The 19,219-nt window shown below is 56.9% G+C and carries 14 protein-coding genes and 2 tRNA genes; 7 read left to right on the top strand and 9 right to left on the bottom strand.

Annotated features, from left to right (window positions below; translation table 11 throughout):
• Positions 1–149: 149 nt before the first annotated feature.
• From ACFSYH_RS01480 to ACFSYH_RS01470, 3 genes are all read right to left on the bottom strand, one after another.
• Positions 150–3,587, bottom strand: coding sequence for a DEAD/DEAH box helicase family protein (locus ACFSYH_RS01480; RefSeq protein WP_377464677.1), 3,438 nt, complete (start codon positions 3,585–3,587; stop codon positions 150–152).
• A 369-nt stretch (positions 3,588–3,956) separates the two neighbouring features.
• Positions 3,957–5,102, bottom strand: coding sequence for a restriction endonuclease subunit S (locus ACFSYH_RS01475; protein WP_377464676.1), 1,146 nt, complete (start codon positions 5,100–5,102; stop codon positions 3,957–3,959).
• A gap of 2 nt (positions 5,103–5,104) precedes the next feature.
• Complete coding sequence (locus ACFSYH_RS01470; protein WP_377464675.1) at positions 5,105–6,565, bottom strand: type I restriction-modification system subunit M; 1,461 nt, start codon at positions 6,563–6,565, stop codon at positions 5,105–5,107.
• A 206-nt stretch (positions 6,566–6,771) separates the two neighbouring features.
• Between ACFSYH_RS01470 and ACFSYH_RS01465 the strand changes: the two genes are divergently transcribed.
• From ACFSYH_RS01465 to ACFSYH_RS01455, 3 genes are all read left to right on the top strand, one after another.
• Positions 6,772–7,080 carry a hypothetical protein gene (locus ACFSYH_RS01465; protein WP_377464673.1) on the top strand — a complete coding sequence of 103 codons (309 nt, stop codon included), beginning with the start codon at positions 6,772–6,774 and terminating at the stop codon, positions 7,078–7,080.
• A 78-nt stretch (positions 7,081–7,158) separates the two neighbouring features.
• Positions 7,159–8,109 (top strand): hypothetical protein, encoded by a 951-nt coding sequence (locus ACFSYH_RS01460; protein ID WP_377464672.1) that lies wholly within the window; start codon positions 7,159–7,161, stop codon positions 8,107–8,109.
• A 332-nt stretch (positions 8,110–8,441) separates the two neighbouring features.
• A complete protein-coding gene (locus tag ACFSYH_RS01455) occupies positions 8,442–9,806 on the top strand; it encodes a hypothetical protein (RefSeq protein WP_377464670.1) in 1,365 nt (454 codons plus the stop codon).
• A gap of 97 nt (positions 9,807–9,903) precedes the next feature.
• Here ACFSYH_RS01455 and mgtE read toward each other — a convergent pair whose 3' ends face one another.
• The 3 genes from mgtE to ACFSYH_RS01440 form a co-directional block, all read right to left on the bottom strand.
• Positions 9,904–11,256 carry a magnesium transporter gene (mgtE, locus tag ACFSYH_RS01450; protein WP_377464669.1) on the bottom strand — a complete coding sequence of 451 codons (1,353 nt, stop codon included), beginning with the start codon at positions 11,254–11,256 and terminating at the stop codon, positions 9,904–9,906.
• Positions 11,257–11,758: 502 nt separating this feature from the next.
• Positions 11,759–12,949, bottom strand: a complete 1,191-nt coding sequence (locus ACFSYH_RS01445) for a M15 family metallopeptidase (protein ID WP_377464668.1) — start codon at positions 12,947–12,949, stop codon at positions 11,759–11,761.
• Between the two features lie 75 nt (positions 12,950–13,024).
• Positions 13,025–13,759: a histidine phosphatase family protein gene (locus ACFSYH_RS01440; RefSeq protein WP_377464667.1), complete on the bottom strand. Its 735-nt coding sequence runs from the start codon at positions 13,757–13,759 to the stop codon at positions 13,025–13,027.
• Positions 13,760–14,094: 335 nt separating this feature from the next.
• Between ACFSYH_RS01440 and ACFSYH_RS01435 the strand changes: the two genes are divergently transcribed.
• Positions 14,095–14,562, top strand: a complete 468-nt coding sequence (locus ACFSYH_RS01435; protein WP_377464666.1) for a DUF3995 domain-containing protein — start codon at positions 14,095–14,097, stop codon at positions 14,560–14,562.
• An 87-nt stretch (positions 14,563–14,649) separates the two neighbouring features.
• Here ACFSYH_RS01435 and ACFSYH_RS01430 read toward each other — a convergent pair whose 3' ends face one another.
• The gene (locus ACFSYH_RS01430; protein WP_377464665.1) at positions 14,650–15,411 is read right to left on the bottom strand and encodes a zinc ribbon domain-containing protein; all 762 of its coding nucleotides are present in this window, start codon (positions 15,409–15,411) and stop codon (positions 14,650–14,652) included.
• Positions 15,412–15,512: 101 nt separating this feature from the next.
• Positions 15,513–16,415, bottom strand: a complete 903-nt coding sequence (locus ACFSYH_RS01425; RefSeq protein WP_377464664.1) for a Nif3-like dinuclear metal center hexameric protein — start codon at positions 16,413–16,415, stop codon at positions 15,513–15,515.
• A gap of 195 nt (positions 16,416–16,610) precedes the next feature.
• On the opposite strand from ACFSYH_RS01425, the gene ACFSYH_RS01420 reads away from it, so the two are divergent.
• Positions 16,611–16,684 (top strand) — tRNA-Val (locus ACFSYH_RS01420).
• Positions 16,685–16,741: 57 nt separating this feature from the next.
• A tRNA-Val gene (locus ACFSYH_RS01415) sits at positions 16,742–16,818 on the top strand.
• Between the two features lie 60 nt (positions 16,819–16,878).
• Here the strand turns inward: ACFSYH_RS01415 and ACFSYH_RS01410 are convergent.
• Positions 16,879–17,424, bottom strand: a complete 546-nt coding sequence (locus ACFSYH_RS01410; protein WP_377464663.1) for a CGNR zinc finger domain-containing protein — start codon at positions 17,422–17,424, stop codon at positions 16,879–16,881.
• Positions 17,425–17,893: 469 nt separating this feature from the next.
• Between ACFSYH_RS01410 and ACFSYH_RS01405 the strand changes: the two genes are divergently transcribed.
• Positions 17,894–19,096 carry an MFS transporter gene (locus ACFSYH_RS01405; RefSeq protein WP_377464661.1) on the top strand — a complete coding sequence of 401 codons (1,203 nt, stop codon included), beginning with the start codon at positions 17,894–17,896 and terminating at the stop codon, positions 19,094–19,096.
• Positions 19,097–19,219: the final 123 nt, after the last annotated feature.

Below are 19,219 nucleotides of genomic sequence, written 5' to 3'. Positions count from 1 at the left end.
GTTGTGTTGTCGGTTGCTTCCTACGATCACTGGGGAGGTTCCAACTATCGGCTATCCCGACTGGTCAACGTCGATGGGCTGAAATTGGTCCAGATACGCATGGTTTTTCCATGCACTTGGACCAATTTCAGCCCATCGAGCCTATAACCTTACGATCCGGTTTCAAGGGTTCCGCGAGTTTGACGCAAATACTCGATGATCTGCGTGTACTCCCCGTCGGGAAATAGTTCTTCTGGTCCGCTCATGGCTGGATCGGTGAATGGTTCTTCCCACAGGCGTTTGGGTTCCATGACTCCGTTGGCGCTTAACTCATCGATGACGTGTTCCACGAATCGGATCTGGTTGGCGTTGAAATGCGTGCGGTCTAGGAACTGGGCAAATTGTTTCGCTATTGCAGAGCGTTCAAGTCCAACGATTGACCGCACAAATAGTGCAAGCCCTCCGTTCTGCTGGGCGAGTTCCGCGATTGTGTCGACGGAAACACCTCCGGCGTCAGCTAAGACGAGTTCGAGCCCGTGCAGGTCGCTCGTGGTGAGCGGCTCGTTGTAGCGCAGTTTGAGGATGGCGGGGTGTGCTTCGTGTTCGTTGAGGAACGCCAGCACCTTTGCCCGAAAGCGTACTTTGTTGACGTTCATGCTGATTCCGGGGAGCCTCACGGAAACACCGCCACCTATTGCATCTTCAAAGTCTGTGTACACGATCTTGCGTCTCGCTGGTTCCACAAGGCGTAGTAGGCCGCGCATGCGTTTGCGCACCAGCTCAAGCATTGGGAGGGTCACGCTAACCCACCAGTCGTCACTCACTACTTGTTCTAGAAGTTCAGCTTGTTCTGCGACTGCCGGGATGTTTGTTTTTGTAAGCAGGTTTGCTGCGAGGTCTTGGACTGTAATGCGGATCTTCTCTGCTTGGACATTGTCCCCCGTTAGCTGGGCGTGTTGCCGACGTAGGATAAGCAGGTCGAATCGTTTGGCGTCTGAGTCTCCAAGTTGCACGGCTGATGGGAGACCCGAGAGTTCTTTTGCTTGTTCCGCTGCTTCTTGCGGGTCTATTGATTCTTCACCAATGTTGCTTCCGTTTTCCGCTCCGGCTCCACCAACGAGCGCACTCCACGCGGTGCGCGCTTTGAATCGGTCAAATATGGGAAGTTTTGGACGGACAAGGAAGTTCTCGGGAGCGATCCCTTCAACGAAACTGTGTAGATCGTCGAGAATCCCGTTGCGCAGTTCACGAATCTCGGGATCTTTCATCTCAACGTTGAGTTGACCGGCACCGAGCGCAAACGCTAAGTCAATCCGAAATTCTACAATCTTCTGAGTCAGTGATTTCGGTACGGTCCCCGTTGCTCCGGGCAGGGTTTGGGAGAAGTATTCGAGGTTTCCGCAGTAGTCGAACACTTTGAAGTCGGTTTTATCGAGTCCGGGGCCGTAAAGGTCTGGCCGTAGGCGAGTGCCGCGTCCGATCATCTGCCAGAATTTCACTTTGGATCGGACCTGTTTGAAGAACACGAGGTTGACTACTTCGGGCACGTCGATCCCGGTGTCAAGCATGTCTACGGAGATAGCGATGTGTGGGTTTTTGTCTTCGGCTTTGAAGTCATCGATGAGGGTGTGTGCGTATGAGGATTGGTAGGTGATTACTCGTGCGAACTTACCTGCGTAGTGTGGGTATTGAACGTTGAATCGCTCTTGGATGAACTCGGCGTGAAGCTGGTTCTTGGCGAAGATGATGGTCTTACCGAGTCGTTCGCCGCCCGCAACTTTGTACCCTTCGCTCATGAGTTGGGCGAGTACGAGGTCGATGGTGTCTTTGTTGAACAGGAAGCGGTTGAGTTCTTCGGAGGTGATCTCGTCTGGGGCTTCTTCGGTCCCCCAGTCGATGGTGTCCCATTCGTCGCGTTCTTCGGGCGTGAGGTCATCGTATTTGATGCCGTTGGATAGGAATTTGGTGGTTACTGCCATTCCGAGTGATGGCACAAGGTATTTGTCGTCTACGGCTTGGTCTAGGGAGTATTCGTCGGTGGGGTTGCCGCTTTCGAGTTCGAACAGGTTGTAGGTGTTGTGATCGACTTCGTCTTTGGGTGTTGCGGTTAGTCCCACTAGGTAGGAGTCGAACCAGTCGAAGATGGCACCGAATTTTGCGTAGACGGAACGGTGGGCTTCGTCGATGATGACGAGGTCAAAGTAGTTGGGGCCGAACCTGCGCTCTCCGGTGGGTGTGAACTCGTTGATACGGTTCATCATGGTTTGGTAGGTGGCCGCGTAGATCCGCCCTGTGCCGCTTGCGTCACCGGATAGGTTGACGGTGGGTTCGCTGGGGAGTTGGTCTTTGAATGCGCTCACGGCTTGGGTGACGAGCGCGGTTCGGTCTGCAAGGAAGAGGACGTTTTTGACCCATCCGGCTTTAAGGAGTCGCTCGACGAGGGCGATGACGGTTCGGGTTTTCCCCGATCCGGTGGCCATGACGAGCAGTGCTTTGCGCCGCTGCCCTGCCAGTGCGTCACTGACCGCTTCGATGGCGCGGGTTTGGTAGTACCGTCCAGCGATGTCGGGGTTGATGTCGATAGTGTGGAGCGGTTTCCTGGCGGTGCGGCGCGCCACCATGAGTTCGAGTTGGTCGCGGGTTGCGTACCCTTGGACTCGGCGTGGCGGGTATCCGCTTGCTTTGTCCCACAGGTAGGTTTCGGAGCCGTTGGCGTAGTAGATGACGGGTTCGCGCCCGTATTTTTGTCCGAGTGCTTGGGCGTAGAGGCTGGCTTGTTGTTGGGCTGCTGCCGCGGATTTTGCTAGTCGTTTCGCTTCGATGACGGCTAGTGGCCGTTTGTCTGCACCCCACAGCACGTAGTCGATTTTTCCTACTCCGGCGTAGTTTGGCATGTTGTCGACCGGGTATTCGCGCACCTGGGCGGCGTCTACGTTCCAGCCTGATTCGCGCAGTTGGAGGTCGATGATCCATTTACGGGTTTCGGCTTCGTTGTAGTCGTGCTCTGGCAGGTTGGCGAGTTTGGTAGCGGCTTGCTTGATTTGTGCACGTAGTTGCGCGATCTCTGCTTCTTGTTCTTGGGTACGTAGCGTGTGTTCGCGTAGTTGCTGTTCGAGTTTGTTCTGTTGGGCTTCAAAATTGGCGACGAGCTGGTTTCGTTGCGCCGGCGATAGTGCGGCTGCTTCTTGGGCGAGGTTGGCATCGAACTTTTTGCCGCTTGGTGCTTGCTCGGGGCTAGGTGTGTGATGCCGGGTTGCCCAAACAAGCACGTGGAAGAGTTCAGAAACGACACCGAGTGCTTCGCTGCGTGAGATCCGCGAGTCATCGTGTACGGCCTTGTTGCCGGTTCTACGAATGATGTTGAGTTTGTCTACGACTAGACTGCCCGCGAGTTGCCTAAATGGGTCGGCATTCATGAGCGCTGAGATGTCTTGCCGGTATGGCAGAGGTAGGTTCTCGAGCTGGTAGATGTAGTTGACAAGCCCTTCGACGCTACGGCGTGCGTAAATAATCGACGTGCGAGGGTCGGAGTGGACGTAACTTTCTGCGCGGGCACAGTCTTGGTAGAGCCCGGGCAGTGCTGTATTCACGAACTCGAAGTTACTCATCCGCTGCCCTCTCCGCCTACATCGCATATTCCCTGATGCCACCCATAGTCCCCCGCTGTCACCCGTAGTCAACGGTGCAGGTACACAGGGTTGGTGCAGGTGGCTTCTTGATCATACGATGACCCACTGACAAAGCAAGGAAGACATTACGCTGGCCTACCATTTCACCTAGTCAAAGCGGTCCTTAGTAACTCTTGCTGCCGTCCTAGCCCCTCCCAATCGCTGAAGGTAGATGCGATGTTGCTGCCCTGTCGACACTGTCCCCATTGTTTATGGCAACACCGCCGACACGACCGCAACATCGGATCAGGGTTGGCGTGATCGTGAAAGGTGTGGGTGTTGATGAGGAGAAGTGAAGGGGTGTGCAGGTTAGAGTTCGCCTCGGAATGCCTTCGCCTGCAACGCAGCAAAGACATCGCTATCTAGGCTCAATTGTTGCTGCACTAAGTTCTGGTACTCATTAACTAACGCGATCCTACGCACGAATAATTTTTGTTCACTCGGTTCCGGGACTGCCACTGGCAAACCGCGAAGTTGCGTCATGTTGATGGATGCTATACCTGTCGTCTGTTTCGCAGACCTCAAGAAGTACTTTCGACAGTCTGGGCTGTCAAGGAAGGCTGCAAAAAAATCCGGCAAAATTCTACTATCGTCTTGGAACCTAACTCTAAATACGTGATTCTGGTGAATACATACAGGAATCTGTGATCGCCAAACGGTTCCTCGACCTAATTTGTCGGGGTCGCCACCCTCTGTAAGGACCACGTCACCTTCGCGAAGCATATATCGTTGTATTTCCATTTCACTCGCAGCGATGGTCTTAACAACGTCAAGTTTAAGGTGACCTGCTTGCACATTTGAAACCGCAAGATAAGGCACCTCAACCAGTTCACTTGTGCTTTTACGCCCTTTTGTGATCCCTGAACTAACAACTGCTAATTCACCAAGCGTCGCCACCATTTCAGCATTCGCGAACATGTCGTGGAAGATAGCCTGCGGGAGGGTGTCGAGGTGGTCGAGCATCTGTTGGCGCTTCGCACGAACCTCGTCGGCTTTGTCCAAGATCGCCGCGATTCGCCGCTGCTCCTCCAACTCCGGCAATCTCAGTTGCAAGTTTTTAACCACATCCCGGGTAACACCCTTAATAGTTGCACCGCGACTCTGCACTTTTAGATTTTCTGCTTGACTATGCAGAAAGTGAACTAAGTATCTAGTATCAACAGACTCAGCAGACTTGAGCGCAGTGACATCTTGACTAAACGCCAACGGCCGGTCTGCGACTACGACCTTTCCCACTGCGGTTCGGGTTACCAGTAAAACTGTCCCTGCTTCTACGACAGAAGCAGCGCTCCGCGCCACCGCTTCCGTAGTGATGAAGTGCCTAGGGTGAATCCAACCGTCAGTCGAAAGATCAGCGCCAGTAACCCAAGGGATATCTCCTCCATAAAAGTCCAGATTCTTCTTTGAAGGAGTACCACCGCTGATAAATGAACAGACGTCGCCGAGTTTGACCATCCTCATGAGAGCATCGCCTTGAGTTCGGCGGTGGCGGTCGCGATTTCGGTTTGGAGTGCTTCGATGTCGGCGATGATATCGAGCGGAGCGCGATGCTCAACCTCTTCGTGCACGATCTCCTTGTACCGGTTGATCGACAAGTCATAACCCTGGGCAACGATGTCGGCCTTAGGTACGCAGAAACTACGTTCCGTACGGGCACGTTCGAGTTCGCTGCCGTCACGCTGCTTCCAACGGGCCAGAACATCAGGTAGATCGTTGGCTTCGATGGGATTACGCTTGTCATCAAGCGAGAACCCGTCTGCCTGAACGTCGTAAAACCACACATGATCCGTACCGCCAGACTCGGTCCGGGTAAAGAACAAGATCGCGGTCGAAACACCCGCATACGGCTTAAACACACCCGACGGAAGTTTCACCACACCATCAAGCTTCTGGTCCTCAACCAGTGCCTTCCGTAAATCCTTGTGCGCCTTCGACGACCCAAACAGCACACCATCGGGCACGACAACCGCGGCACGGCCACCAATCTTGAGTGCTTTCAAAAACAAGGCCAAAAACAGCAGTTCAGTCTTCTTCGTCTTCGCCACAGCAAGCAGATCATTCGCCGTCGCCTCATAATCGAGCGACCCAGCAAACGGAGGGTTCGCCAAAATCAGCGAATACCTGCCACGGTCCGCCGCCGCATCATTCGACAACGAATCACGATACGAAATGTTCGCGTTCTGCACACCGTGCATCTGCATGTTCATCGAACCGATACGCAACATCGTGTTATCGAAGTCGTACCCGTTAAACATCGCATGATGAAAATGACGCAACGCCTTCGGATCGCGCGCAAACTCTGGGTAGTGTTCACGAACATGAGTGCTGGCCTCCACCAAGAACCCAGCCGTACCCGCCGCAGGATCACAGATCACGTCCCCCGGCTGTGGGTCCATCATCTGCACCATCAACTCAATGACATGCCGCGGCGTACGGAACTGACCATTAACACCCGCCGAAGCAATCTTCGACAACATATACTCATACAGGTCACCGTTCACGTCAGAATTACCCAACGGGATCGTATCCAACACATCCACAACCTTGGCCAGCAACGCCGAGGTCGGAATCGTGTACCGGGCATCACGCATATGCCTCGCATACGTGGACGCATCCCCGCGGAACGTACGCAGGAACGGAAAAACCTCGTCGCCAATCAGTGCGTGCATCTCAGCCGCACTCAAATCCTTCAACCGACTCCACCGCAGATGCTGCTGCTCCGGCAGAAAAACCGGGTTCTCAATCGGCTCACCCAAGGCGTTCGCTTTGCTCTCCGCACGCGTCTGCTCAATATCCAACCGGCGCATATACAGCAGATACGTGATCTGCTCGATAACTTCCAACGGGTTGCTGATACCGCCCGACCAAAACGCATCCCAGACGCGATCGACCTTGGACTTAAGTTCACCTGTAATCACCCAAAGATCTTAGCCGACCTCGCTTAATACCCAAGAATCCAGATGTGAGATCTCACATCCGAAACGGCTGCGGTGGGCCCAACGCTGGAAGCCCCCATCAATCAACCATCAAGGGCCACCATACGAGACAATACCGCACCCAATTTGCCCCGCCAAAGTACGGAACGTGTAAGGTCCGAGCCATCCGACAGAAAGAAACTCCAACTATGACCGATAACGTAGACCAAGTCTTCGAGCGGAGTTTTCAAGAACTCAGCGAAGCCGTGCTCATTCAAACCATCAACTGGAATCTCTGGGTGCACCGTAGAATCGATGTGTTCCGTCCCGCTTCAGGTGCACGAGGAAACATGCGTTCCTCGCTCGATTGCACCCCGCCGCGCACCGGTACTTCACTCCACGGGACACAAATAATGCCCGGGCTTGGAACAAAAGCCGAGCCGACGAGCATCGTGCCACTAGCGCTCTTCAAAAAGGACCCTCTACGTGGTTTCAGTGCCAGATTCGATGATGGATAATCAATCCCCATTCTCGGAAAGGGTCAGAGTTCAGAGATTACGGCTCACGCGCTATACGCCGTACTAGAGTTTTTTGAGGTGACATTCTTGTCAGAGCCCGAGGAGATACTCCGCGTTCTGAAACAACTAGCCGCCGCAGACCCAGACGATGCGCTGTGGCTCGCCCAACAACTGATCGATCACGGGTGTGACGCAGACCACCAACTTTGGGAACCGAACACGCTGCCAGAAAACTGCCAGACACTACTCAAGCAATTTGCAAGTGAGTTTCTTGTGCTCGCTGTTGTACCAGAGAACCGCTTAGGCACACGCCAAATCATCAAACTTGACTATCACCTGCGAGTCGACACGACAACCCATTCCATCCTCGACCAGTTTGCAATGGCGTTAGGTTACCGCGAACTCATCTTCGATATTCCGATGCTTACCCCCTACGCTGCGCAGTCATACCATCTGGAGTTTCACACCCCCACTACCCTCTCATGTGTCACGCTGGCCATCCCCGACGGAGATATATTCAACGGTTCTTCAATTGATTTCTCTCAAGATCCAATAGCGCATGTCCATGCGGCGTACGTTGAAGCTGGCCCACAAGTGGGAGAGGCTCACGTTCGAGTACCTCTCGCGGGACCGTGGTTCTCGATGGCCCTCACCACGCTGCTTGGACTTGTTGTCTCGGTTCTCGCCTTCGCGCTACCAGGCAGCGTTGAGATGCTGCGAACTAATACGGAGTACTCTGCCGCACTGTTCTTCGGCCTAGCACTCGCGGCCCTAGGGCTCCTCATCAGTACCCGCGAAAATGCGTTAGAGACGTATCTTCACCGTCCTCTTCGGGCCATCCTACTGATGAATGCACTACTGCTCTTCGTCCAAGGGACCTCGTACGCGGGCAACCTGCGTACCCCTGAATTCTGGCTCATAGTCAACGGGATTTTGTTCAGTTACGGACTGCTGACAGTTGTGGTCATTGCGCCACGTCTTCCCGAAATTTGGGCACGATTCACATCATCCGAGCCCTTCGTACGGTAAGTTTGGTAGACAAGAAGAAACTGAGGTACGACATGGAGAAGAAGCCGACAGCCCAGGAAATAGTTGCTGCACGACGCCGCAAAGGTGTGGTCGTCCGGGTCAACACGCTGGCGTCCGGGCAATCTGTCCTTGGATCAAAGTCGCTTGACTTGTCTCGATTCGTCGAGAATGCAGCCCAGAACTTACAACACACTCGCCCTGCATCAGGGCGCTAAACCACAGCGTGTGGCCCCAATTCCTCCCCTGGAACTGGGGCCACACGCGTTTGCGGACGGATGTCGGTGGGGTCTGTTACATTTATGCCACCGTTTAGGCTCGTCAAAGGAACACACGTGTCAGATACCCGCATTGAACTCAACTTTTACCTACCAGACGATGGTTCGCTCTCCCCCACCCAAATCGTCGAGGGGCTAGCTCAGGCAGGATTCTTGGGTGCGGTAAACCGCGCCGCCACCGATGTGCATTCGGTCGAGGTGGTGCTGCTGGCCAAGTTCAGTGAACGTGGTGTGGTGGTGCCTCGTCGGAACGGCGAGTCGGTGGTTCTGGCCAGCCAGACAAACCTTGAAGCATTCGTCCAGGAACTCGCCCACTCGTCTGGTGCTTCCGTTTCCGGCCTCTTGAACGCATTGGATGCCGCCTGCTATGCCGAAGGCCCACACACAGAGAGCGCACCACTGGATGATGACGCGAAAGTAGATGAGCCCGAGGGCACGGAACTTCGGCGCATAGTCTTCGCTACCTATGGCGAAGACCGCTACCCCGCCCTATCTGCACAAGACCAGCTCACACCGCTCGCTCACGAGATTTCTTTACACATTGGCGCTCCCGTCACGGCAGTTAACGCGACCGCCACGGGTGCGGAGCTTGATCCAACTCTCGTATTTGCGGAGGGGGTTCTAACGGCTACACGCGTGTTCGCAAACTATCGTCCCATCGTTGAGGTTGAATACGATGGCGGTATCTTCCTTCGGTGGTACTCCGCCGATCGTGCTACAGGTTCCGTGAGGCAGAAACTCCTCGATATAGCCGCCGAGCGCAATGGTTGGTATTTGCCGTCCGAATCTTTCAACGGTGAACCGTTCGTGCCACTGGCACAACCACATCGCGCAGAATCTGACACCACTGTTCCCGCACTGTTTGACGCGCAAACACAGTTGATCGCCCAACTCAACGCCGAGAATCTCGATCCAAACCCTGACCTCTTTGAGGTGCTCGAACTGACGCGTGCGATCGGACTACCCGACACGAGCGGTCACAAACTCGCTGAACTACTGAGCATCCGTGACCGCATAGTCGAGGTCTCCGAGGTGTGCGCGACTCTTCATTTCCCTGATTATGTTGCCGAGGTCCTCAAAGGTAGGAGTAACCCGAAGGCTTTACCGGGCGCAGTTCACGTCGAGCAGGGAACCGCTGCCGGTTCCGCTAACTTCAAGGCACTCCTTGAACGGCCCGAGGGCACGTCAGTCACGGACAGGATGCGCCAACTAGATTTTGACCGACCTGCCCTTGCCCTCCTGATTGAGGTTGGCATGGTCGCTGCAGGTATCGCGCTCATCGTTCTCGGCATCATGGATGTTGGACCATTTGGACAGACGTGGATCGCTATCGTCGGCTATTTGTTGGGCGCTTGGCTCTTCCTCGACGGCGTCGCCTCTCTCTTCATGTGGGCGAAAATCCGTCGACAAAACAAAAACTAGTGAGCAAAGTAGCCTACGGATTCTTCAACCGAGTTTCCTGGCTTCCAGCAAACGCAAGGTGATGCTGGAAGCCAGAGGATCGTCGGAAATCTGAGGTTTATAGCCCCATCACTGCTCGGGCAATCGTGAAGTAAACGAGCAGGCCGGTTGCGTCGCAGAAGGTTGAGATAAACGGTGTGGAGAACACCGCGGGATCGACTTTGCAGGCCCGCGCAACCAGTGGAATCACACCACCCACGGTAGCCGCGATTGGACAGTTGACCAGTAGCGTCAGACCGATGGTCAGGCCGATCTCGATGCCATAGAACGGCGAGGCGATTCCACATGCGAGTAGCGCGAGCACGACCCCCAGCAAAGCACCCGTGCGCAGTTCTTTGAATGCCACCCGAAGGACATCGCGGGTGACCACGTCGCCCAGTCCGATAGCACGAGTGACCGTGGTCGCGGCCTGCGAACCCGTGTTTCCACCGATTCCGGTGAGCAGCGGAACGAACAGGGCGAGTGCGACAACCTGATCCAGGGTGGCCTCGAAGATCTCAAGCACATGCACCGTGAGCACAGCAGACACAGCCAGCACCAGAAGCCAGACGATTCGCGAGCGCGCAACGTTGAACACCGAACTGAGCAGGTAGGGGCGGCGCAGTGGTTCCGCACCACCCTGGCGTGCTTGATCTTCGGCCACAGCCTCGCGGTCAATGCGAGCAGCATCGGCGATGGGCATGATGCCAACGAGCCGGTCCTCTGCGTCAACGATCGGCACCACGAACGCTCCCTCATCGAGGGCATCGCGGGCCACGATCTCCGCATTGTCGGTGGTGTGCGCGACAGGGCTTTCAGTATTGATGATCTCGCTGATCAGTGCCTGTGGCACCTCTGCCTGGCGTTGCATGAGTTCAAGCAGGGTGACGGTTCCAAGTAGCCTCCGGGACCGGGAGATCACCGGGACGACCGCCAACCGGTCGAGGTCTGCAGTGCTGTTACGGATGCGTGCGCACACTCGGTCCACGGTCTCATCCGGGTGGGCGGTCACGGCTTGAGGGCTCATGCGCCGTCCGGCTGAGCCCGAGGGGTATCCAAGTAGGCTGCTTGCACGGGCCAGTTGCTGTGGTGAAAGCTCGCTTTGGATCTGCTTGGCAACCTTGGCGGGAACCTCGTCAAGCAACCAGGCCTGTTCCTCAGGGTCGAGTGCACCGAAGAAATCAGCGACCTCTTGGGCACCCAGGCTTTCAATGAGCGCGGTCTGCGATCCAGTGTCGAGGTCGTCGAAGACCTCAACCGCGACGGTTTTGTCGAGCAGCCTAAACGCGACGGTTGCGTCCATGATGGGCAACTCGTCGAGCAGATCGGCGACCTCGGTCGGTGTCATGGCTCGAAGAACTGCGTCGAGGGACACGAGATTGCGGTCGCTGATGATTTCTTGGATGTCAGCGGTGTTGTATGTGGTGTGCATGGCACCTCCCGATAAGTTCTCAGGAGCACTCGCCCGTCGTGAAGGCGGCGGGCAACGATAACCTGCCTCTGGCTTGGTGAGACTCGAGGTTCACAGGGCACCGTGGATGCAGTGCTCATTGGCCTTGAGCTGGTCCATCACAGGTAGATGTCCAGCAGGGCATGCGAACAACCGGTCTACAGACCAGATTTCATGACATGGGAAGGAGTGCGTACGCGCCTTCTGAGGACGCCGGTGCACGTAAAGATGGGCGCGCTAGAACTTTACGGAGGCGTTGGATGATCGACTGTGACTGTCAGACATCAGAAACCACCTCCGTAGGCTAGGTTGCCCCGCAATCTGTGGGCAAGACGCGAATTACCGTCCATTCCCGCACAACTATGAAAGGGTGCAGGAGGGGCGCATCGGGACGGAACATGTGGATACTGTGCCGCATCCATGTAACATCATGCTCCTGCTGGTCCAAGAAAGCCAATCATGGGACAGGTTACTTCCCTCACATCTATTGCCGTTCCCACAGGTACTCGCGCAACGTGATGCCCCGGTCCCGGATCTCCTGCGCGGCTTCCTTACCCACATATCGGTAGTGCCACGGCTCATAGCCGTAGCAGGTCTCTTTGGTCCTTCCGGCTGGGTAAGACATGACGAAGCCATATTTCCAGGCGTTCTTCTTCATCCACGCACCGGACATGGTTGTGCCCCAATCCCCCACCCACGGTGCAGTGCGGGCGCCCTTGGTGTTGAAATCGAGCGCGGTGCCGAGTTGGTGTTCGCTGTGTCCTGGCCGAGCGCTGACTCGCAGAGCGCGCTCCTTGCCGTTCACGCGTACCCAGTGTTTGAAGGTTGACTGCTGGGTTGCGTAGCTGCGGTAGGCAGAGCGCACTGTGATGGGTGCGCCAGCCTTGCTGGCTGCTTTGGTCATTGCCTTGAGGTCTTTGATCACGATCTTGCGGATGGATCCGGAACCGCTGATTCCAGCCCTGGATACTGGCACGAGATCCTTGGGTCTATACGATTTGGGCAGTTTGTACTCGTGGTCCACGAGGGTCCGCGCCCAGTCGGACTGCCTGCGATGCTTGGTGTTGACGTCGCGTACTGCGCACTGCGGCAGTTTCCTCGCGGCGTTCCCGATGCCCACGGAAACTATTTTCGATGTGGCCGGGCGATACGTCTTGGTTCCCGCGAATGTGGCCCTGAACTGAGTTTTCTTGGTCAGTTTCTTAGATGTGAAGGTGATCGTGCCCTTGTTGGAGGTTCGCTTTACGTCAAGGGTGACCCATTTTTTGCTACCGTGAGCCCGGTACTGCAGCTGAATCTTCTTGTTCGCGTAGGCCTTGCCTGAGCGGGCCAGTTTTGCGGTGAGTTTGACGGACTTGTTCTTTGCCACCGAGGTTTCGGCACTCGAGATGGTTAGCGTGGTGGCCTTCCGTTTGTCCTTCTCGCTGGTCGAAGGGTCAGAGGCGGAACTGGCTCCATGCACCAAGCCACCCCTCTGCTGAACTGCAGCGGCCGGTGAGAGCGCCAGAACAGAACCCGGGGCCGAGATCGGAGCAACTGCGGCGATAGCCACACTGCCGGTACCCGCGCTTCCTGCCATATGTCCCGGAGCCGCTGCGGCAGGCATCTGTACCGTACCAAGGAACACCCCTGCGCAGACCAAGGTCGCCGTCAGTCGCGTTGCAGTGGAACTCACAGTAGTTCTCCCAGGGTCGCCGAATCGCTCCCAGCATCGTATCCAGTCCGATACCCGGTACGCCAAGAGTCGAGGTCAGGACACCCCGTAGTCGTACCTCTCGACTCGCCACACCCCGTTATTTCGATGCAACTCGACCCAGTTCGCGTGATGCAGATAGCCGAAGATCTGGGGTTCCTCGGGCAGGCCGAGTAGTCTGCGTAGCCCTGTCGCTATTGCGGAACCATGACTCGCAAACACAAGCACCGGCGACTTTTGGGCTGCGTCCGTCGCGCCGGTCGCGCCTGGATTCTTGCTCGCAGCAGCGAGCAACGCACCATCCTGCACCCGCATGCCGGGCTCGGGAGGCGAGGGCTCGTCGCCAAGCAGGATTCCCGACTCGAGCCGCGACAAAACCGAGGCGCACTGCGCTTCGATCGCACCGGCGACTCTGCGCCCAACCTGATCGCTTGTCTCCCACCCGGGGATGTCGGGGTCGCCTCCGGCGTCGCGTACCGCCAGTTCATCTGGATATTCGCGGGCAACCTGCGTGATCGTCATGCCTTCCCAAACACCGTAACTGCGCTGGTTTACCCCAGGTTCCACCTCAACCGGATAACCGAGCAGCTCTGCGGTTGCGACCGCACGCCGCAACGGTGAGGAATACACGGCAGTTGGCGTGCCGTACAGGTCAAGCAGCCGCCGTGCGGCCACGCGCCCAAGCGCGAGGCCCTCTGCACCCGGTTCAGTATCCGCTTGCCCCTGCAACTGCCCCGCCGCATTCGCAGGGGTTGGCGCATGGCGCCATAGCACAACGGTCACGTTACTCACCCGACCCAGTGTAGTGCCGCCTCGTACCAGCGCCGTGGGACCTTCCATTTCCGACGAGCCGGTCGCGTCCCCCTCCACCCGTTGCGTTGCTCGCGTGCTCACTTCACAATCGAACTCAGCCTTTTACCCACGAGATCATTGCGATGCGGACTGAGTTCTTGGGTAAAAGGCTGAGTTCGAAGTGAGGGTGGAGTTCCATCCCCTAGCATCCAGTTGTGTGTTGGTGAGGTGATCAGTAGGGTCAAAGGGGCGAGATGACTAGATCAACGAGCATGAGTGTCAGCGTTCTGACTTCAAAGGAAGAGACTCACGTGAAAACGACTGTGGGAAAGAGCTTGCTTACAATAGGTGGAGCCGGACTCATCGGCCTTGGTGCACTGCATCTCGCATGGGGCGCTGGACTCAACTGGCCATATAGGTCACGCACCGAACTCGCCTCCAAGGTGATCGGAGCCACGGACTTCCCCAGCCCTCTTGCGTGTGGGGTTGTCGCCGCTCCCCTGTTGACCGCGGGGGTCTACTCAGTTGCCGGGGCCATGCCTGACTCGCAATACGACGATGCCACCGCAACGGAGGATCTTCCCATCGACCGCTCTCATCTGGGACTCGACACTCTTGCGCCACTGCTCGTGGGGACGGCTCTGTTCGCGAGAGGGGTGATGGGCGGAAAGCTCGCATGCAAAATTGTGGGGCTGCCCGAACCCAACGCCCAGTTCCTTGATCTGGACCGCCGCGTCTACCAGCCACTTTGTCTCGGAATAGGCGGAAGCGTTCTACTTGGAAAAATACTGACCCGCCGGTAAAGAAAAACTCAGCCGTTGCGCCCACAAGATCAGCCTGAATCTGGCGGATCTCGTAGGCAAACGACTGAGTTCGGTAATAGGGAAAGATCAGTCCGCAGCGAGCGCCGACTTCGGCTCTGGGACCCGGACTAGGATTCGTCCGCATTCCTCGCAGCGCACAACCTTGTCCTGCGGCGCGGCGAGAACCGCGGCCAGGTCTCCAGGGTTGAGTTCGAGACGGCAACCACCGCAGCGCTTACCCACGAGGGCAGCCGCACCAACGCCACCGGATTGTTCCTTGACCTTCTTGTACAGTGCGAGCAGCGACTGCTCACCGATCTTCGCAGCGGCTGCATCACGCTCGACGACAAGCGCTTTGCCTTGCTCAACCACTGCGGCATCGGCTGTCGCCAAAGCAGACCGAGCCGCCTCAAGTTCGCCCTGCATCGCGGAGTTGGCGGATTCAAGTTTGCCGAGCGCATCCTGGTGTGCGTCCAAGCGGTCCATGATCTCGAGTTGAATCTCCTCGAGTTCCCCCATACGCCCGGTCAGTTTCTCGATCTCACTCATCAAAGCGGTCGCATCCTTAGCGGAAACCGACCCGGAATCCAGTCGGCCCTGGTCCTTCTTGAGCCGGGTCTCAACCTGCTCGACATCAGCCTCAGCCTTGGACAGTTCGCGCTTAAGGTCTGAGGCTGCGGTGCGCGAGGCGATCAACGCGCCGGAGAGGTCCGCAATACGACTCTCCACCTCGGCGACTGCCTCAATCTCTGGGAGGTTCTTACGCTGGTGCACGAGTTGTGCGAGCTTTGTATCCAGAGCCTGAAGCTCAAGAAGTTGAAGCTGGTCTGCAAATGAAGCGTTAGCCATAATGGCCTCCCGAAAACTATTGATCTATTGGGTTTGACTCTAGCAACCCAGCGCCACTTTGGCGTACAGGGAACATGGGGTGGCGTGCCTGAACATCTGATCTACTGAGCAAACGTCCACGGATCCGTGCTCAGGTCACTGACCATCACGTCGACCTCAAAGCCTGCCCCAGCCAGTACGCCTTGAACTGCGCGCGCAGCAGTCGCGAGCCACGGCGACTCCGATGCGAAGTGGGCAACGTCCACGACAGCCATCGTGCGTTCATCTACTTCCTCGCGCGAGGCCCCAGCGATCACATGGGCGTTACGTTGCGCTTCAAGGAAGTCGACTAGATCGTGGTGTTTCAGGTCGCTCGTCACGTACACGTCCGCCCCGGTTTTCACGGCCTCGTTCAGCATCGAACCACCTGATCCACCAAGTACGGCAACTCGCGAAATCTCTTTTGTCGGGTCGCCCGCGACCCGCACACCCTGAGCCGTTTCCGGCAGGGCGCGTGCGACGTCCTCCGCGAACTCACGCAAAGTTACAGGTGCTGGCAGGTCACCGACTCTGCCCAAACCGAGGGTATCGTCGTCAATTAACGGCACAATTGGCGTGGTTCCGCGCACGCCGAGGGCGAGCGCAAGCACGTCGTTGACTCCCCCGCGTGCGGCATCACCGTTGGTGTGGGCCGAGAATACGGCACAGTCTCCACGGATCAGGCGGTGCACGTTGTGGCCACGGTCCGTCGTGGTGGCGACCGCATCGAGCGGACTGAACAGGAACGGATGGTGCGTGAACATCAGATCGGCACCCCAGTCGAGCGCTTCAGTGATCGTTTCCGTGACCGCATCGAGCGCAAAGTAAATCTTGCGCACGGGTGTACCCACGTCTCCCACGGAAAGCCCCACCTTGTCCCATTCCTCCGCCAGCCGCGGTGGGTACAGTTCATTCAGGTGTGCGATCACCTGCGCGAGGGTCGCGGTTTTGTTGCTTGACGACGATTCGGGCACAGATGCGGTCATGTCACCACTGTAGTCGTCTCGGTGAGGTTGTTGAGAACGCACACATGCGTCAAAGTGCTGCTGTTCGGGGTTGTTGGTCCATTGTGCGGCATCTGCAAACGTGATCTAGATTGCACCGGCTCAGTTGGGAAATTGATGCCACCGTCAGGTATTGTTTTATCCGTTGCAGCGAGCGGTTAGTCGTTCGATTCGCACGGGCCTATAGCTCAGTTGGCTAGAGCGCCACGTTTACACCGTGGATGTCGGGGGTTCGAGTCCCTCTGGGCCCACTGAACGCGTAAGTGTTCGGTGAGTTATCTGGTTTCATCCAGTCTCACAACCCGTTAGGGCCTATAGCTCAGTTGGCTAGAGCGCCACGTTTACACCGTGGATGTCGGGGGTTCGAGTCCCTCTGGGCCCACCAGTTCAAGAAGGTCGCCGAAAGGTGGCCTTTTTGCATTTCCTGATTCTTCCTCCGCCGCGTTTAGGCGGTTCCGGCTGTTCGTGCTCGATGCCGACGAACCGCCGCACGGTTCGCACACCGAACGGAACAGTACCTCTGACGCCCATTGCGAGTGATGTCAACGACGACTGCTGCACACGGATCGCCCGGGGTTTCCCCTGCCGCGCATCGGTGCAGGCGATGCATCCCGCGAGTGGTCAGATGCAGCGCAGTCCCAACACTGACAACCGCGAACAACACATGCGGTAACGAACGCGCGTCGTTGTCGCGGTAGTGCAGATGCCAGCCCTCATCATTGTGGTCAGTCAACCGAGGGTAGGCAGCGGCACTTGCCATGTGCCTGTTCAGAAGATGAGCGCGCTCGTGGGGATCGGACGTGTCAACCACGACAAGCCAGTCATCAATGACACGCCGGACACGATCATAGTCGTCTGCCTCCTCGGGGAAATCAACCGTCATGCCGAGTTCCCGGGTGCGGGCAACGATTCCCTGCCTGTCAGCGGGCCAATCGTTCGCAAGCGATGCAGCCAACAGAACCGCATATTCACCGTAAGGGTTGAGATGCATAAGACCATTACATCACAATCGAGTCATGATCAACACCGGCAGAACCTCACCGCAACGACACCCAACTCCTACCAGCGCACACGAACACGCCTGGCACACCGAGTCGAAGCACCTGACCTCCGCAGGCCACATCCTCTATGTACGTTGCGGAACATGCAGGGCACGGAGGGTGGATGTTCAACCGCATGCCGATCTACCTCCTACAGCACTCAGCGTCGAAATACGATAGCCACAGGCCCATGCCCTGACATGAAAGAGAACACCCAGCAGCAGGTCGCAGTGATTGCTATAGACGATCCCCTTTTCTCAACGCCCAGGCGGCCAGGCGGACAGGCAGGGCGATCATCGCTGAAGTTACGGCGCAAGTAGAAACCACCAACCCAATAACTGTACGTTCGTACACAAAAGGTTGTACGATCGTACACGTCATTGTTATTTGTGTACCCGAACTGCACTGAACGGAAACGCCGTGTACTCCCTGCTCCTCTCGATCATCTACTTCGCGTTTATCAGCCTCGGCCTCCCCGACTCCCTCGTCGGAGCAGGCTGGCCAGTCATGCATGACGATCTTGGCGTACCTATCGCCTACGCTGGAATCATCACGATGATCATCGCAAGCGGCACAATCGTGTCGAGCCTGATGTCGGATCGCCTGACCCGCAAGCTCGGCACCGGACTGGTCACGGCGCTGAGCGTTGCCCTGACTGCGGCAGCGCTTATCGGATTCTCAACCTCTGGCTCTTTCTGGCTGCTCTGCTTGTGGGCCGTCCCCTACGGTCTCGGAGCAGGGGCAGTGGATGCTGCGCTCAACAACTACGTCGCGCTGCACTATTCATCGCGGCATATGAGTTGGCTTCACGCCTTCTGGGGCGTTGGCGCCTCAATCAGTCCTTTCATCATGAGTTACGCACTCACCGAAGGCCTCGGCTGGGCTTCCGGGTACCGCATCGTTGGGATCATCCAGATAGCACTGACGGTACTGCTGTTCATTGCGATACCGCTGTGGCGGAAGGTAAACCCCGGTATCCCGCAGGACCATGACGCACAAGAGGGTGCGCCCATCACCAAACCATTGAGCCTTCGCGGCGCACTCCGTATTCCTGGTGTTCCACTGATCCTTCTGGCGTTCCTGGCGTACTGCGCCTTGGAAAGCACAGCGATGATCTGGTCCGCCACGTATCTCGTGCAGGATCGCGGCGTAACCGTCGAAACCGCAGCAGCTTTCGCATCGTTCTTCCTGCTCGGCATCACGGCTGGCCGTTTCTTGAGCGGTGTCATCGCGGACAGGCTCGGTGACCGTCAGTTGATCCGATACGGTTTCCTGCTCATCGGAGTCGGCGCACTGATGATTGCGCTGCCACTCGAGACTAGCGTTTTCGCTTTGGCTGGGCTGGTCTTCGCGGGTTTTGGCGCGGCACCGGTCTACCCCGCGATCATTCACTCCACACCAGAGAACTTTGGGCGCCACAACTCTCAGGCCATCATCGGTATTCAGATGGCAGCAGCCTACACGGGGTCCACGCTCATGCCACCGTTGTTCGGGGTACTCGGCACCTGGCTGGGAATGTGGATCTTCCCGTTCTACATCATCGTGTTTGTCATACTTGGTCTCGTCATGACTGAACGCCTCAACGGCCTGGTCGCGCGGCGTAAGACCGAATCCGCCGCATAGCGCACCAGAACTAGACGCATAGGGTTCGGTGTTTCGGTTCTGTCGGCGGTGTTCCCACGTTTGATGGTGATACCGCCGACAGAACCGAAACACCGGATATATTGAGGGCCGGTACGGAACGAT

This window comes from Populibacterium corticicola (genome assembly GCF_042683685.1).
Classification (GTDB): domain Bacteria; phylum Actinomycetota; class Actinomycetes; order Actinomycetales; family Cellulomonadaceae; genus Timonella; species Timonella corticicola.
The sequence above is the reverse complement of the archived record's forward strand: the minus strand, read 5'-3'. Positions and strand labels throughout refer to the sequence as shown.

Excerpts from the sequence above, each read along its gene's own strand:
- ACFSYH_RS01480 (WP_377464677.1), bottom strand. The coding sequence starts at position 3,587 with ATGAGTAACTTCGAGTTCGTGAATACAGCACTGCCCGGGCTCTACCAA.
- ACFSYH_RS01475 (WP_377464676.1), bottom strand. The coding sequence starts at position 5,102 with ATGGTCAAACTCGGCGACGTCTGTTCATTTATCAGCGGTGGTACTCCT.
- ACFSYH_RS01465 (WP_377464673.1), top strand. The coding sequence starts at position 6,772 with ATGACCGATAACGTAGACCAAGTCTTCGAGCGGAGTTTTCAAGAACTC.
- mgtE (WP_377464669.1), bottom strand. The coding sequence starts at position 11,256 with ATGCACACCACATACAACACCGCTGACATCCAAGAAATCATCAGCGAC.
- ACFSYH_RS01430 (WP_377464665.1), bottom strand. The coding sequence starts at position 15,411 with ATGGCTAACGCTTCATTTGCAGACCAGCTTCAACTTCTTGAGCTTCAG.
- ACFSYH_RS01425 (WP_377464664.1), bottom strand. The coding sequence starts at position 16,415 with ATGACCGCATCTGTGCCCGAATCGTCGTCAAGCAACAAAACCGCGACC.
- ACFSYH_RS01410 (WP_377464663.1), bottom strand. The coding sequence starts at position 17,424 with ATGCATCTCAACCCTTACGGTGAATATGCGGTTCTGTTGGCTGCATCG.